11 protein-coding genes and 1 tRNA gene are annotated in these 14,606 nt (G+C 73.6%); 8 read left to right on the top strand and 4 right to left on the bottom strand.

Annotated elements, in window-relative coordinates:
* The first annotated feature begins 5 nt into the window (after positions 1 to 5).
* The 5 genes from NQZ70_RS19775 to NQZ70_RS19795 all read left to right on the top strand — a co-directional run bounded on the left by NQZ70_RS19775 (position 6) and on the right by NQZ70_RS19795 (position 6,630).
* On the top strand, positions 6 to 1,445 hold the full coding sequence (locus tag NQZ70_RS19775; protein ID WP_129575598.1) for a hypothetical protein: 1,440 nt from the start codon (positions 6 to 8) through the stop codon (positions 1,443 to 1,445).
* A gap of 260 nt (positions 1,446 to 1,705) precedes the next feature.
* Positions 1,706 to 3,625 (top strand): GAF domain-containing protein, encoded by a 1,920-nt coding sequence (locus tag NQZ70_RS19780; RefSeq protein ID WP_129575599.1) that lies wholly within the window; start codon positions 1,706 to 1,708, stop codon positions 3,623 to 3,625.
* Between the two features lie 194 nt (positions 3,626 to 3,819).
* Positions 3,820 to 5,250 (top strand): GTPase HflX, encoded by a 1,431-nt coding sequence (gene hflX, locus NQZ70_RS19785; protein WP_129575600.1) that lies wholly within the window; start codon positions 3,820 to 3,822, stop codon positions 5,248 to 5,250.
* Positions 5,251 to 5,599: 349 nt separating this feature from the next.
* Entirely contained in the window at positions 5,600 to 6,031 is a 432-nt protein-coding gene (locus NQZ70_RS19790; RefSeq protein WP_129575601.1) for a DUF309 domain-containing protein, read from the top strand.
* A 206-nt stretch (positions 6,032 to 6,237) separates the two neighbouring features.
* On the top strand, positions 6,238 to 6,630 hold the full coding sequence (locus NQZ70_RS19795) for a response regulator (protein ID WP_237245450.1): 393 nt from the start codon (positions 6,238 to 6,240) through the stop codon (positions 6,628 to 6,630).
* A gap of 65 nt (positions 6,631 to 6,695) precedes the next feature.
* On the opposite strand, the gene NQZ70_RS19800 is transcribed toward NQZ70_RS19795, so the two are convergent.
* The gene (locus NQZ70_RS19800) at positions 6,696 to 7,508 is read right to left on the bottom strand and encodes a hypothetical protein (protein ID WP_129575602.1); all 813 of its coding nucleotides are present in this window, start codon (positions 7,506 to 7,508) and stop codon (positions 6,696 to 6,698) included.
* Positions 7,509 to 7,999: 491 nt separating this feature from the next.
* On the opposite strand from NQZ70_RS19800, the gene NQZ70_RS19805 reads away from it, so the two are divergent.
* Positions 8,000 to 8,437 carry an acyltransferase gene (locus NQZ70_RS19805; RefSeq protein WP_237245451.1) on the top strand — a complete coding sequence of 146 codons (438 nt, stop codon included), beginning with the start codon at positions 8,000 to 8,002 and terminating at the stop codon, positions 8,435 to 8,437.
* Between the two features lie 94 nt (positions 8,438 to 8,531).
* On the opposite strand, the gene NQZ70_RS19810 is transcribed toward NQZ70_RS19805, so the two are convergent.
* Together NQZ70_RS19810 and NQZ70_RS19815 are read right to left on the bottom strand one after the other, a co-directional pair.
* The gene (locus tag NQZ70_RS19810; protein WP_272828822.1) at positions 8,532 to 10,223 is read right to left on the bottom strand and encodes a L,D-transpeptidase; all 1,692 of its coding nucleotides are present in this window, start codon (positions 10,221 to 10,223) and stop codon (positions 8,532 to 8,534) included.
* Between the two features lie 506 nt (positions 10,224 to 10,729).
* The gene (locus NQZ70_RS19815) at positions 10,730 to 11,479 is read right to left on the bottom strand and encodes a S1 RNA-binding domain-containing protein (RefSeq protein ID WP_129575604.1); all 750 of its coding nucleotides are present in this window, start codon (positions 11,477 to 11,479) and stop codon (positions 10,730 to 10,732) included.
* Between the two features lie 419 nt (positions 11,480 to 11,898).
* Between NQZ70_RS19815 and NQZ70_RS19820 the strand changes: the two genes are divergently transcribed.
* Positions 11,899 to 11,974: transfer RNA gene (locus NQZ70_RS19820), tRNA-Lys, on the top strand.
* Positions 11,975 to 12,015: 41 nt separating this feature from the next.
* Here NQZ70_RS19820 and NQZ70_RS19825 read toward each other — a convergent pair.
* Positions 12,016 to 13,140, bottom strand: a complete 1,125-nt coding sequence (locus NQZ70_RS19825) for a tyrosine-type recombinase/integrase (RefSeq protein ID WP_129575605.1) — start codon at positions 13,138 to 13,140, stop codon at positions 12,016 to 12,018.
* Positions 13,141 to 13,730: 590 nt separating this feature from the next.
* Here NQZ70_RS19825 and NQZ70_RS19830 point away from each other — a divergent pair.
* A complete protein-coding gene (locus tag NQZ70_RS19830; protein WP_129575606.1) occupies positions 13,731 to 14,573 on the top strand; it encodes a hypothetical protein in 843 nt (280 codons plus the stop codon).
* Positions 14,574 to 14,606 lie beyond the last annotated feature (33 nt).

Here is a 14,606-nt window from a genome sequence, read left to right on the forward strand (position 1 = left end):
GCCCCGTGCACACCCCTGCAGAGGAGACGCTTCGCCCGCGAAGGGGACCGAGCGCGCCGCGGCGCGGCCGGCTCGCGCTGTCGGCCGCGGCGCTGCTCGCGGCCATGGGGCTCGCCGCGCCGGCCTCGGCGAACGGCCGCTTCCCGGCCGCGGGCCTCATCGCGAGCCACCCGAGCGATCCGTCGCGCCTCGTGGTGCGCGCGACCTACGGCCTGCTCTCCACGCGCGACGGCGGCGAGGAGTGGCGCTGGATCTGCGAGCCGGTCGTCGGCTTCGGCGGGAACGAGGACCCGATGATCGCCTTCCTCGCCGACGGGACGATCATCGCCGGCATCTTCGACGGGCTCAGCGCGTCGAAGAACGGCGGGTGCGACTGGTCGTTCGCCCCGGGCGAGCTCTCGGACCGCTACGTCATCGACCTCTCCGCCGATCGCGAGGACCCCTCGCGGGCCGTGCTCGTCATCAGCTCGGGGCTCGGGGCAGGGCGGTTTCTGACCCAGCTCTGGGAGACGAGCGACAACGCGGACAGCTGGACCAAGCTGGCCGTCGATCTGCCCGAGGACTTCCTCGCGCAGACCGTCGACGCAGCCCCCTCGAACCGCGACCGCGTCTACGTGAGCGGCCGCTTCGGCGCGCCGGACTACACCGGGGCCCTGCAGCGGACCGACGACCGCGGCGCGACCTGGGAGCGCTTCGACATCCCGGGGAGCGACGACAAGCGCCTGCCGTACATCGGCGCGATCGATCCCGCCGACCCCGACACGATCTACGTGCGCCTCGACGGCGATCCCAGCGACGCGCTGCTCGTCTCGCGCGACGGCGGGCAGAGCTTCGCGGCGGTGTTCGAGAGCCAGGGCGACCTCCTCGGCTTCGCGCTGTCGCCGGACGGGGCGACCGTGCTCGTGAGCGGCCCGCAGGACGGGATCTGGCGCGCGGCCGCGAGCTCGCTCGAGTTCACGAAGATGTCGGGCGTCGGCGCGCGGTGCCTGACCTGGACCGACGCGGCGCTCTTCGCCTGCGGCGACGAGGTCGTCGACGGCTTCACGGTCGGCCGCTCGCTCGACGAGGGAAAGAGCTTCGAGGCCCTCCTGCACCGCGACGGGCTCTGCGGCCCGATCGAGTGCGCGCCGGAGAGCGGCGCGGCCTCGACCTGCACGGACCTCTGGGGCGCGACCGAGCTCACCATCGGCTCCCGTCAATGCGGCGATGCCGGCAGCGGCAACGGCGCCGCCGCCGGCAGCGGGGGATCCTCCGCGGGGCCCGCGGAGGAGGCGGGCGGGTGCGGGTGCAAGATCGGCGCGCCGGGCGCGGCGATCGCCGACGCCGCCGCGCCGCCCGGCGGCAGGCGCGCGATCGGGCTCGCGCTCTCGGCCGCCGGCGCGCTCGCGCTGGCGCGCCGCCGGGCGCGCTCGAGCGCGCGCAAGGCCGCGCCGGGCGCGCCCTGAAGCGCGGCGCGCCAGCGGGCGAGCGAAACCGTGCCCGCGCGAACAGGCGCGGATGGCTTCATCAACCGCTTATGGAAGGGCGGCGAGCGCCGGCCCGAGCGCCGGTCGAAGCGACCGGGCGGAGCGCTCGCTGCCGGCGTCGCGCCGTCCGTGCGAGAGCGGGGCGGGCGGCGTTGAAGGAGGCGTCCGGTTCGTTTCTGGATCTACGCCCTGGCGGGCTGACGTAGACTGAGAGGGCCTAGGCTCCGGCCAGCGCGTGAATGGCTCCCAGAGACCTTCCCAAGTCGCCGCTCGCCGCCTTCCTCCGCAACCACGGCGCAGGGATCCTGGAGGCGTGGGAGCGCGCCGAGCGGCGCCGCGCGCCGGGCGAGCAGTCCCCGGGCTACCTGGCGCTGCGCGAGGAGCTGCCCACCGTCTTCGAGCGCATCGCCGAGCGCCTCGACGCGGCCGTGTCGTCGGCGGTCGTGCCGCAGAGCGACGACGGGCGCGACTCGTGGACCGGCGTCGAGTCGCTGTCGACCGATTTCCCCGAGCCGCTGCTCGGCTTCCGCGTGCTCGACCGGCTCCGCGACGGGTTCGATCTGGAGGACGTGACGGCCCAGTACTCGGTGCTGCGCCGCTGCGTGCTCCGGCTCCTCGAGCGGACCGGCACGCAGCCGTCGTGGCTCGAGATGACCGTCCTGCACGAGGCGCTCGATCAGGTGATCATCGATCCGGCCACGCGGAGCGCCGCGGGCCGCGAGCGCGCGCTCGGGGCGCTCGATCGCGTCTCGGCCGAGGGCATGGGCAGCGTGCACATCGACCGGCTGCTGCGGCGGCTGCTCGAGGTGCTGCTCGAGTCGGCGCGCTCGGTCGACTGGGCGGTGATGCTGCTGCTCGAGGGCGAGGTGCTGCGGATCCGCGCGGCCATGGGCGTCGACGAGGCGCTCTGGGGCCTGCGCGCTTACCGGCTGGCCGAGGGGTTCGTCGGCCGCGTGGTGCGCGAGCGCCGCCCGGTGGCGCTGCGCTCGGCGGCGCCGGATCCGCTGGCCACCGACGCCGGGGGCGGCGCGGCCGGGCCCGAGTCGGGCGCGCAGAGCGAGCGCCCGAGCGACGCGCTGCACGCGCTCTACGGCGTGCCGATGCTGTCGGAGGGCCGCCTCGTCGGCGTCGCGGTCGTGAGCTCGCGCCGCGTGTCCGAGTTCTCCGAGGGGGACCGGCTGCTCTTCAGGAAGGCGGCCGAGCGCGCGGCCGCGCTCGCGACCCAGGCGCAGCTGCGCGAGCAGCTCGCCGCGGAGCGCAGCCGGTTCGAGACGGCGATCCAGCGGCTGCCGGTCGGCGTGGCCGTCGCCGAGGGGACGGCGGGCACGATCGCGCTGAGCAACCGGCGCTTCGCGGAGATCGTCCGCGGCCCCGAGGAGACCCCGAGCAACGCCCCGCTGCGGACGCTGCTCAGCGAGGCGGACGACGACCAGCGCGCGCGCTGGCTGCTCTTCCGGGCGCTGCACGGCGGCGAGACGGTCGCCCGCGAGGAGCTCGAGTTCGTCCGCGGCGACGGGGAGCGCCGCCTCGGGACCTTCAGCGCGACGCCGGTGCGCGACGCCGACGGGCGGATCACCGCGGCCGTGGTGATCGTGGACGACGTGACCGAGCCCCGGAAGGCCGAGCGCGGCCGCGAGCTCCTGGTCGCGGCGAGCGCGGCGCTGGCGGAGTCGGCCGACCACGACGCGGCGGTCGAGCATCTGGTGCGGCTCGGCGGCGAGCGCTTCGCGGACCTGTGCGCGCTCGACCACGACGACGGCGGCCTCCCGCGGCTCGTCGCGTCGGCGCGGCTGCCCGAGGCGCGGGCGCTCGTGCCGCGGCTGCTCAAGCACCCGCCGCTGCTGTTCAGCGAGGCCGGCCCGATGGCCGAGGCGGCGGCCCGCCGCGAGGCGACGCTGATCCCGCTGGTCACCGATCCGTGGCTGCAGCGGATCGCCCGCGGGCCGGAGCACCTCGCGGCGCTGCGGGAGCTCGGCGCCCGCTCGGCGATCCTCGTGCCGCTCGCGGCGCGCGGCCGCAGGCTCGGCCTGCTGAGCCTGTGGGCGGTGGAGCGCGATCTCCGGCAGGACGACGCGAGCGTCGCGACGGAGCTGGGGCGCCTCGCGTCGATGGCGATCGAGAGCGCGCGGCTGCACCGCGAGGCGGCGCGAGGGCGGTGAGAGACGGGCTGAGCGACGGAGCCGGCGGGCGGAGGGGTGGAAGGGCGTCAGGGGGGGCCTGCGCGGCGTCGTGGCCGGGCCGGGGGGAGCGCGGGGAACGCCGCAGGGAGGCGTTGGCCGTGCGCCGGAGGGCGCGCGGCGGCTTGCGTCGCGGGGCGGGATGAGGCGAAGCTCCCGCCCTCGCACACCACCGTATGACCACGACCCAACAAGAACGTCCTCTCGCAGTGCTCGTCGGGGTGCAGCTCCCCGGCGTCGACGATGTCGAGCACGCCGCAGATCTGGCCGAGCTGGGCCGCCTCGTTCACACGCTCGGCTTCGACGTGATCGCGACCGTGTCGCAGCGGCGCAGCGCGCTCGCGGCGGCCGCGGTGCTCGGGGAGGGCAAGCTCAAGGAGCTCGCGGAGATCACGGGCGGCAGCGGCGTCGTGCCGTCGGGCGCGCCGGAGCGGAAGAACAAGGCGCGCGCGCGCCGCGCCGCGGAGAGCGGCGAAGGCGACGACGACGGCGAGCTCGGCGGGGACGAGGTCGACGACGCGGATGAAGACGGCGGCGGCGCGGGGCCGGGCGCGGGCGGCGCCGGGCGGGAGGCGCGCAGGGCGACGGTCGTGGCGGTCGATCACGACATCTCGCCGAGCCAGGCGCGCAACCTGGAGCGCGCGACGGGCGCGCAGGTGCTCGATCGGGCGGGCGTGATCATCGAGATCTTCCACCGCCACGCGCGGAGCCGCGAGGCGAAGCTCGAGGTGGAGATCGCGCGGCTCAACTACGTGGCGCCGCGGCTCCGCGAGACGGGCGGCGGCGGGGACCGGCAGCGCGGCGGCATCGGCGGCAAGGGCGCCGGCGAGAGCGCGCTCGAGCTCGATCGGCGCAAGATCCGCGACCGCATCGCGGAGCTGAAGCAGGAGCTCACCGGGGTCCAGCGCGAGCAGTCGACGCGCCGCGCGCTCCGGCAGGGGCAGCGCCGCGTGGCGCTCGTCGGCTACACGAACGCCGGCAAGTCCTCGCTGATGCGGGCGCTGACGGGCAGCGAGGTGCTCGTGGCGGACAAGCTCTTCGCGACGCTCGACACGACGGTGCGCGCGCTCCACCCGGAGGTGCGCCCGCGGATCCTCGTCTCGGACACGGTCGGCTTCATCAAGAAGCTGCCGCACGATCTCGTGGCGAGCTTCCGGTCGACGCTGGACGAGGCGCTCGAGGCGTCGCTCCTGCTCTACGTGGCCGACGCGTCGGACCCGACGTTCCGCGATCAGCTCGGGGTGACGCGCAGCGTGCTCTCGGAGATCGGCGCGAGCGAGGTGCCGAGCCGGCTCCTGCTCAACAAGGTGGACCGGCTCTCCGAGGAGGAGCGGGAGGCGCTGCGCCTCGAGTTCCCCGAGGCGACGCTGCTCTCGGCGAAGATCCCGGCCGACGTGGCGGCGCTGCGCGAGGCGCTCATCGCCTTCTTCGAGCAGTCGATGGTGGAGGCGGAGCTCCTCCTGCCGTACGCGAAGCAGAGCCTCATCGGGGAGATCTACGAGAACGCGCGCGTGCTCTCGGAGGAGTACGACGACGCCGGCGGCCGGCTCGCGGTGCGGGCGCACCCGGCGGCGCTCGACCGGCTGCGCAGCCTGCTCGCGCGCTGAGCGCTGCGCGCGGCGAGGTGCGGCGGCTGCGCGCGGCGAGGTGCGGCCGCGGCGCGCGGCGTCAGCGCGGCGAGGTGCGGCGAGGTGCGGCCGCGGCGCGCGCTGCTTGAGCGCGGCGAGGTGCGGCCGCGGCGCGCGCTGCTTCGGCGCGGCGCCGGCGGCGACGGCGCAAGAACAGGCCGATCGCGAACGCCACGAGGTGGAGCCCAGCGATCACCGCGACGAGGATCCACCGCTGCACGCGCCGAGCGTAGCACCGGAAGGCCGGAGCGCGGGCGCGCCGGCCTTCCGGTGCTATCGTCCCCGGCCTCCGCCGCCGTCTGCGCGCCTCCTCTCGCCGGTCCGCGCCATGAACCCGTCCGACGCCGAGCTCGAAGCGATCGTGCAGCGCGGGCTCTTCGCCTACCGCGCCGGGCTGTTCTACGAGGCGCACGAGCTGTGGGAGGACGGGTGGCGCGCCGAGCCGGACCCGGTGCGGAAGGCGTTCCTCCAGGGGCTCATCCTCGTCGCCGCCGCGCTGCACAAGTTCACGCGGATGCGGAGCCCGTCGGGGGCGGTGCGCCTGCTCGACAAGGCGCGCGCGCGGCTCGCGGGTGTGCCGGAGGGCATGGGCGGGCTCGCGGTGGGGCTCCTGGCCGGCGACGTCGCCCGCGCGGCGCGCGCGATCGAGCGGCTCGCGGCCGAGGGGAGGACGGACCTCGACGCGTCGCTCGTGCCCAGGATGGAGGTCGCGGGGGAGAGCGCGGCGTCCTCGCTGGCCGGCGCGCGTCCGCGGCCGTGAGCTTCTGCCCCGAACGGGCTCTGCGCTCGAGATTGCGCTTGTCACGTGCGACGTGGGACGCCGGCGTGACATCGTTTGCCTGGGTGGAGATCGCACGGGAGCGCCCGCGCGGGGGGAAACTCGTGGCAGACGGAACCTGTCGAACCGGGTCGGAGAGGCCGGCGAGCGCCGAGCCTGGATCCAAGCTGCAGACCGAAAGGAGCCGCGTGACACGGCGCAAGCAGATCCTGATCGTGGACGACGACCAGGAGATCCGGGAAATGCTCGAGATCACCTTGATGGAGGAGGGGTACGACGTCCTCTCGGCGAGCGACGGCGAGGCCGCGCTGGCGCTGCTCGAGCGCAACAGGCCGAACCTCATCCTGCTCGACATGCGCATGCCGGTGATGGACGGCTGGGGCTTCGCGCGGGCGTACGCGTCGTGCCCCGGTCCGCGCGCGCCGATCCTGGTCATGACCGCGGCGGTGGACGCCGGCACCTGGGCCCGCGAGGTCGGCGCGTGCGCGTCGGTCGCGAAGCCGTTCGACCTGAACCGCCTGCTCGACTCGATCGCGGTGCACGCCGGCTCGGCGCCCGGCCCGAGCCCGGCCTCGGCCTGAGCGGCGCAGCCGGTCGGGGCGGGCCGGGCGGGATCCCGGCCTGAGGTGATTTCCGCTGCGGGGGATCAGCCGCCGGTGGCGCGGCGCATGGCGCACATGAGGTCGCCGCGGCAGGGGTCGGCGGGTGCGCGGTGATCGGGCGTGCTCGGCGCCGCGGGGCCGGCGTTGCCGCGCGGCGGGGCGGCTGCCCCGCTGGACCGCGCGCGGTCCTCGGGCGCGCGCTGCGAGGCGACGGCGGCGCCGGGCGCGCGCTGCGAGGCGGCGGCGGCGCCGGGCTCGTCGGTCGAGGTCGGCGCGCGCGCTGCTGCCGCGTCCGTCGCGGCGGCGGTCGCCTCGACGGCGGGCGTGCCGGCGGCGGTCGGCTCGATGCGCGGGAGCCGCGCCTCGATCGCGCGCGCTGCGGCCGCGAGCCCAGCCTTTGCGGGAGGGCCGGGCGCGGCGTCCGGGGTCGAGATGCCCGCGGTGAGGGCCGCAACCGCGGCGGCGGCCGCGAGCAGGGCGGCGGCCGAGCGAGCGCGCCACACGCGCCTCGGCGCGTCGGGCGACGGCGCCGCTGGCGGGCGGGCGGACGCGGGGCCGCGCATGGACGCGGGGCCGCGCGTGGACGCGGGCGGCTCGCCGAACGGGAAGATCGGCAAGACGTCGAGGACCCTGGGCGGAGCGCCTGCCGCGCCGGCGCTCAGGGCGGTGAGGTCGATCTGCCCCGAGGGCACGTCGCGGTCGTCGCCGGCGGCATGCGCCGCGGGCGAGGTCGCGTCGGCGGCGTCCTCATCGGCCACCGGCGCGTCGAGCGAGAACGTGACCGAGGTGTCGTCTGCGGGGCTGTTGACAACGGATGGGTGTTCGTTCCTCCACTCCTTGTGCTGCGTGCTCTTCATGGTTGCTTCTGCTTCAGCCGTATCGGTCGAACGCTGGAGTCGTGACGCTCAGGCGGCCGGTCGGCGTGTCCTTTCGTGATTTGGACATGCGCACGAGCGCGCGCTTGGGCCAGGGGCGCGCGCGGGATCGCCTCGCGACGCGGCCGTCGCGCGTCGCTGCGCTCCGTTCCGCCCTGCGCGCGCGCCGTCGTGCGCCGCGACACGCGCGCCGCGTGCGTCGTGCGCGTCGTGCGCGTCGCGTGTGTCGCGCGCGTCGCGGCGGCGGAGGCGCCTGCAGACGAGGTCGGGGCGCACCTGAGGCGCGGCCGTCGGCGGCGTTCGCGATCTTGCGACCGGGCTTGCGACGCCCATACTTCGACCGCTCGGATCGCCGAGGGCGTGCAGTCGGCGGGTATCATGACCGCGTGCGCTCGGGGAAGTTGGTTGCGATCGGGGCGTTCCTCGTCGAACAGAAGTTCCCACGCAAACGCGAATCGGATACTTGAGGTGAGATGAAACCTACACGGCTCTTCACGGTTCTGGGGGCGCTGACGTTCCCCCTTGCGGTGGCTCTTGTCAGCAACGGGTGCAAGAAGGAGGAGGAGGAGCCGCCGCCGGTGCCGGCGCCGACCGCGGTGACGCCGGCCCCGACGCCGACGCCCACGACGCAGATCGTGCCCGAAGAGGACGCCGGGGCGGACGCGGACGCCGACACGGCGGACGCGGACGCCGGAAAGAAGCCGGTCGCCACGGGCGATCCCAGCGGGATCCGGAAGTGCTGCGCGGCGCTGCGCCAGAACGCGAAGTCGGCGCCGCCCGAGCAGCAGGGCGGCTACCTCGCGGCGGCCTCGGCCTGCGACGGCCTGGCGAACTCGCCGCAGGGCCGGCAGGCGCTCTCGACGCTGCGCGGCCTCCTGCTCGGCGCGCAGATGCCGGCGAGCTGCCAGTAGTCGGGACGGGAGAGCCAGCGCGTGCGCCGGGCGAGCTGGCGGCGCGCGGCCCTTCGCCGGAGGCATCCGGCGCGTTGGGCTGCGCGAGGCCAGCTCAGCCGTGCACGTAGACCAGCGTGCCGCCGCCCTCGATGTTGAGGGCTCCGTGCCACTCGGGCGGGACGGCGGGCTCGGTCCACTCGAAGAGCCAGGCCGCGTCGGCGGGCGCCAGGTTGATGCAGCCGTGGCTGCGCGCCTTGCCGAACTCGTCGTGCCAGTAGGCGCCGTGCAGCGCGTACCCCTCGTGGAAGTACTGGGTGTACGGCACGTCGCGCAGATCGAACGCCTCGGCCGCCTCGTCGTCGCCGTCCATGGTGGTCGAGACGTGCTTCGCGTGGATGTAGAACGAGCCGCGGACGGTGGCGTCGGTCTCCTCGGGGTCGGCCATGCCGCTGCGGCCGCTGGAGATGAGCGCCGCGAACACGGGTCGCGTGCCCTCGTAGGCGACGAGCATCTGGCGGCGGATCGAGACGTCGATCCACTTCTTGCCGGCGCGAGCGAACCCCTGCGGGTCCTTGCGCAGCTCGGCGATGACGAGATGGCCGCTGGCGAGCCATGAGCCCTCGGTGGTCTCGACGAGCCCCTTGGCGCCGCCGCGCGTGCGGCCGGTGAGCACCCAGCCCGAGCGGAACGGCGTAGCGCCCGCGTCGACGAGCGCACGCCCCGAGGCGGACACGCGCTGCCGGGTCGCCCCGTGGACACGGACGAACGCCGGGGCGCCCTTCAGGCTGGGATCGATGCGCGGGTCGGTGCCCGGCGGCGCGGGCGGGAGCTCGTCGGCGGGGGGCTCGGCGATGGAGAAGCTCGCGGTGTCGGCCTGGAGGGCGGCCGGGGAGGAGGAGGCGCTGGCGGTCGGGGAGGCGCTGCCGGCCGGGGGCGGCGCGCCGGGCGGAGACGCGGTGCCGGGCGGGGGCGCGGTGCCGGGCGGCGGCGCGGTGCCGGCCGCGGGCGGCGCGGCGGCCGGGGGCGGCGCGCCGGGCGGAGACGCGGCGTCCGAGGCGCTCGCGGGAGCGTCGGCGACGTCGGCGTCGAGGTCCTTGATGATCACGCCGCGCAGCGCGCTGAGGCGCGCAGGGCGCGTGCGATCGAGCGGGATGAGGTCGAGCTCGGTCGTGAGGCCGAAGCGGCGGTTGGTCCACTCGAAGGTGGTGATCAGGCCGAACGCCGAGCTCTCCTTGGCGCGGCCCGTGTGCACGGAGTAGTGGAGCTTCTCCTCGGCGCCGTAGGGCTTGGGGAGATCCCGGCCGGCGAGCAGGAAGGCGGGCACGGGGTCGAGCGGCAACGTCGAGGGCGCACCTGCGGTGCGGGCGAGGTGGGCGCCGAGCGTGGAGCCCTCGACGCGGCGCTGGTCCTCGAGGGTCGGGAGCCGGAAGTAGAGGTGCGGCGGGGGCGAGCCCGACATGACGTAGTGGTACGGCACGGGCGCGCCGCGGCGTGGGCCGCGCACGGCGGCGGCGACCACCTGGTGCTCGAGCGCGAGCGAGGCGCCCTTGCCGACGCAGACGTAGCCGCGCGGCGCGATCCGGTACCAGCCGCCGGTACAGCCGTCGGTGCCCGCGGGGAGCTCGGCCCGATCGACGACCGCGCCGGCGCGCAGGTAGCCGAGCTTCGTCGAGCGCTCGTCGGGGGCGACGTAGACCCAGGTGCGCATCGCGATGCTGGCGATCTTCGCGCCCTGGCCCGGGAGGGTGGCCTCCTTCGCGGCGGGGGAAGCTGCGACCGCCGACGTGAGGGATGCAGGAGACACGGCGCCGGGCGCGGGGGAGAGCGGGAGAGGCGAGGGCGAGAGAGCGGCCGCCGACGGCGCTGCGGGGTCGGCCGCGGAGGGGCCCGCAGCGGCGGCAGAGGCGGCGGAGGCGGCGGGGAGAGCGAGCGGGGCCGTCGCTTCCGCGGAGCCGGCGCGGTGATCGTCGGTCGCCCTGCCGGGGGGATCCTGGGCCGGAGAGCAGGCTGCGGCCAGCAAGGCGAGGGCGGAGGCACGAGCACGAGCGAGGGGAAGCATCGGCGCGAAGGCGAAGGCAGAGCGCGCTGGGCCGCGGGCGCGGGCGCGGGCGTGGGCTCGGGCGCGAGACCAGGGGGCGAGGGGAAGCGGAAGCAGGGGCTGCAAGGGGCTGAGCGGGCGAGGTGTACGCTCAACCGAGGGGGAGATGCAATGTCCTGCCGGTGGGCGGGTGGGCGAGGGCAGGGAGACGGCGCGGGGAGGCGGGGTGACGGTGCGGGGAGGCGGGGAGAGGGGAGAGGGGAAACGGCGCGCTAGCGCTTGACCTTCTTCGCGAGCAGGTCGCCAAGCGTGCCGAAATTGCGCGGGGCAGGCTTGGCGCCCTTGTCGCCGGCGTCGCCGGAGCGCTCGGTCTTGGCGTACGACTCGAACTGGCCGCGCTCCTCGTCGGCGCGCAGCGCGGAGATCGACAGGCGGATCTTGCCGGACTCGTCCACGTTGAGGATCTTCGCCTCGACCTCCTGACCCACGGTGAAGTGCTTCTTCAGGTCGGCCGCGCGCGGGGTCGCCGTCTCGGCCGTCGGGACGAGCCCACGGCCCGAGCGACCCGAGGTGCCGGCGATCTGGACGAAGATGCCGTACCGCTCGATGCCCGTCACCTTGCCCTTGACCCGCGCTCCCTCGACGAGCAGCGGCGCGCCGCCCGCGGAAGGCGCGGCGACGGAGAGCGACGAGGCGCCATCGTCGCTCGCGCGCACGACGACCGGCGTGAGGCGCACCTGACCGGTGCCCGAATCGACGCCGGAGACCACCGCCGAGACGCGCGAGCCGACCGCCACGCGGAGCTTGCCCTCGCCATCGATGAGGGCCGCCCGCTCGAACATGCCCTCCTGCTTGCCGCCGAGATCCGCGAAGACCGCCTCGCGAGCGATCGCGACGACGGTCACCTCGACGGTCTCACCCGTGTGGTACTGGCGGCGACGCTGCTTGCCAGCTCCCTCCGACTGCTCGAAGAGCGAAGCGAACGATTCCTTGGAGGCGGCGGAAGGGCGTGACGGCGACATGGCGCGACCTCATAGCGCGAGGCGAGGGCGTGAGGAAGGCGGCGGTGAGGGGGAAGCGAGGGGAGGGGCAGCGGGGAGGGGGCGGAGAGGGAGGGGGCGGAGAGGGACCGGGGTGGGGAGACGGGTGGGAGAGGGGGAGGTGGGGCGGACGGGGGAAGTCGGGGGGAGCCGGGCGGGCGCAGGGCGCGGCGCGCGGCCGGAGACGGCCGGGCGCAAGGGGGCGCGGCGTGGCGGCGGTAGGGGAGCGACAGGGCGGCGAGGGACGCAGGGCAGAGCCGGCCGATGCGCTCCGCCGGGGATCGTCGGCGGCGAGCTGGAGCTTGAAGGGACGACGGGCCGAGGAGATGGGGGCGGCCGGACCCGGAAAGGAAAGGTGGAATCTGTCAGGGGCTTCTGCTAGGTTCGCCGGCCGCTGAATCGGGTCGATAGCTCAGTCGGTAGAGCTGCGGACTTTTAATCCGTAGGTCCAGGGTTCGAGTCCCTGTCGACCCACCATCGCGAAATCGTTGAGGATTTCGCCCGCTGAGATGAGCGCCTCAGCGAGTGGCCGGAGAGGCCGTTACCGTCCTGTTACCGTCGGCACCGAGCAGGCCGATCGTTGCCACGAGGTCCTCGCGGACGACGTGGGCGTAGATCTGGGTGGTCGACAGGTGCAGGTGGCCAGCGAGGGCCTGGACGGCCGGAGCTCCGCCGCCACGGCGGAAGAGCTGGGTCACGAAGAAGTGCCGGAGGTCGTGGAACCTGAACGGCGCCGCGATGCCGGCCTTCTTCATGGCCTGCTTGAAGGCCTGGTTCAGGCTGCACTCGGCCCAGGGCTGGCCCCGCCTCGTGGTGGAGACGAGGCCGGCCTTCTTCTTCACGCCCTGGAGGACGGCGAGCAGCTGCGGGGCGAGGGGGACGACGCGCTCGTGGCCGCTCTTGGGGGTCGACAGCTCCCCCTTCGAGCGGCTCAGCCGGACGACGAGGATCCCCTGGGCGAGATCCACGTCCGACCAGCGGAGCGCCTTGATCTCGCCCGAACGAAGGCCCGCGTAGACCGCCAGGGAGAACGCGATCGTCTGGCTCGGGGCGGCGACCTCGAAGATCCGATCGACCTGCTCCCTGGTGAGGACCGGCAGCTTCTTCCTGCCCGTCTTCGGGAGGTCGGGGAGCTTCGGCATCTCCTTCAGTAAGCCCGCATCGACAGCCGCTCGGAGAACCGACCGGATGGCCGCCTGCACGTTCCGCCGCCTGGAGGCCGAGAGCCCTTCCTTGACCATCTCGGCGTCGAGCTTCGTCACCTCCTCGAACGTGATGCCGTCGAGGGGTCGATCCTTGAACCTCGGAAGCAGCCGGGTCGTGAGGATCTCCTCGTAGCCCGCCCGCGTGCTCGGCTTCAGCTTGGTGACGGCCTTCCCTGACCTGAAGAGCTCGACCGCCTGCGTGAAGGTGGCGGCGGGCTCCTCGGCCTTCGGCTCCTCCGGGAGCTCGGGCTTGGGCTCGTGGGCCTCCCCGTACTGCGCGATGTTCGCGAGGATCCGTCGCTCCTCGGCCCTGGCCGCCGCCATCGTCTGGACCTGGGCGTCCCTTCGGTAGCGGCCCTGGCTGCCGTCCTTGCGCTGCCAGTGAATATCAAGGACCAGAACGGGCTTTCCCCGCCGTGTTGTCCTGCGGATCGTCATGACCGGGTTCCTCTCCGGCCATCCCGACCGCTTCCGCGATGCTTGGAGCGTACGACGCTCTCGGGGGTCGTGGGAACCGGCGATCCCCAGCCTTCCCCAAGCTGGACCCGCCAGAGCCGGCCGAGCTTACGGGCACGGAGCCCATCCATTTCGGATTCGACGGCGCCGTCCGGAGCGCGGGAGGCCCGGCGTTCGATGGCCTTCCTGAGGGCCGTGGCGGTCATGCCCAGGTGGTCGGCCGCCGCCTGGAGGGAGATCCAGCGGGTCGCCTTGGGTTCCGTGGGGCTGGGCGGGGGCGTCCTGTCTCGTCGGGGCACCTAGACGGCTACACCGGCTCGCACCGGTCAGCCCTGTACGTCGGATAAGAGACTTTCAATTTCAAATTTGAAACTGCGACGTTGGAAATGACTTGACAACGTAACCATGCGAAATTGCTGTGTTGTTGTCCCGGAGATCGAAGGCGCATTGGGTCCTTGCCGAGCAAGATTTCGGCGCTAAATTGGCAGTCTCTCGCGGAATGAGGCGTTCTTGAGAGGTACGGGTCGGTCCGTACCGAGACGCTCGGCTGGGCGGGAGACTGGGAGGACATCATGGTGAACGTGTTCACGCTCGTCAGCGAGGTGCTGGACGAGGCCTACGCAGAGATCCCGGGGGCGGCTGTCGACAAGGACCGGGCCGTCCAGAGCAAGCTCAAGGAATTACGCGCGTACTACGAGACGGTGTGGAAAACCGGTGGGCCAGCTTTCGATGACCCCGTCACCCGGTTCGCCTACGTGTTCGCGTACGTCACCTGCCACGCCAACCTGGTCAAGGAGCGCATCCGGGCATGCCCCGAGCTGGTCGATCTCCTGACGAGGCCCGAGATCGACATCACGGCGCTCGGCGGCGGCCCCGGTAGCGACACGATCGGCGTGGCCAAGTACCTGTTGGCAGCCGAACAAAGCCCGGCCGTGCAGTTCTACCTCTGCGACCGAGAGTCCCTCTGGGCAGAAACATGGGGCGACCTCGGCAAGAAGCTGAAGACGGGCCTGAACATCAACACGGCGTACATCCCGCACGATGCGCTCGATCCGAAGACGTGGGAGAGGTCCCGGAAGCTGCTCCGAGCAGACCTCTTCACGATGATCTACTTCGTTTCAGAGATCTACGCTTTCCGAGATCGAGCGCAGCCTTACTTCGAGCACATCTTCGCGAGCGCGAAACCGGGCGCCATGTTCCTGTTCATCGACAACAACAGCGACATGTTCGTCGACTGGTTCGATGGCATGGCCTCCCGCGCTGGGATGGAAGTGCTCGACGCAGGGCGGGGCGTGCAGAAGATGCCGAGGGACGAGCAGATGAGCGTCCTCCAGAAGTACATGGACAAGTTCGCCACGGCTGCTCGTCTCACCGCGAACCTTGCGTACCGGGTGCTCCGGAAGCCCAAGGTGTGACATAGACAGACATGGGGGACGAGGTGTTCGGAC

Source organism: Sorangium sp. So ce836 (assembly GCF_028553905.1).
Taxonomy (GTDB): domain Bacteria; phylum Myxococcota_A; class Polyangia; order Polyangiales; family Polyangiaceae; genus Sorangium; species Sorangium cellulosum_D.

Bases quoted from the DNA above. Each gene is read 5' to 3' on its own strand.
- NQZ70_RS19780 (WP_129575599.1), top strand. From the start codon at position 1,706: ATGGCTCCCAGAGACCTTCCCAAGTCGCCGCTCGCCGCCTTCCTCCGC.
- hflX (WP_129575600.1), top strand. From the start codon at position 3,820: ATGACCACGACCCAACAAGAACGTCCTCTCGCAGTGCTCGTCGGGGTG.
- NQZ70_RS19790 (WP_129575601.1), top strand. From the start codon at position 5,600: ATGAACCCGTCCGACGCCGAGCTCGAAGCGATCGTGCAGCGCGGGCTC.
- NQZ70_RS19800 (WP_129575602.1), bottom strand. From the start codon at position 7,508: ATGAAGAGCACGCAGCACAAGGAGTGGAGGAACGAACACCCATCCGTT.
- NQZ70_RS19805 (WP_237245451.1), top strand. From the start codon at position 8,000: ATGAAACCTACACGGCTCTTCACGGTTCTGGGGGCGCTGACGTTCCCC.
- NQZ70_RS19815 (WP_129575604.1), bottom strand. From the start codon at position 11,479: ATGTCGCCGTCACGCCCTTCCGCCGCCTCCAAGGAATCGTTCGCTTCG.
- NQZ70_RS19825 (WP_129575605.1), bottom strand. From the start codon at position 13,140: ATGACGATCCGCAGGACAACACGGCGGGGAAAGCCCGTTCTGGTCCTT.
- NQZ70_RS19830 (WP_129575606.1), top strand. From the start codon at position 13,731: ATGGTGAACGTGTTCACGCTCGTCAGCGAGGTGCTGGACGAGGCCTAC.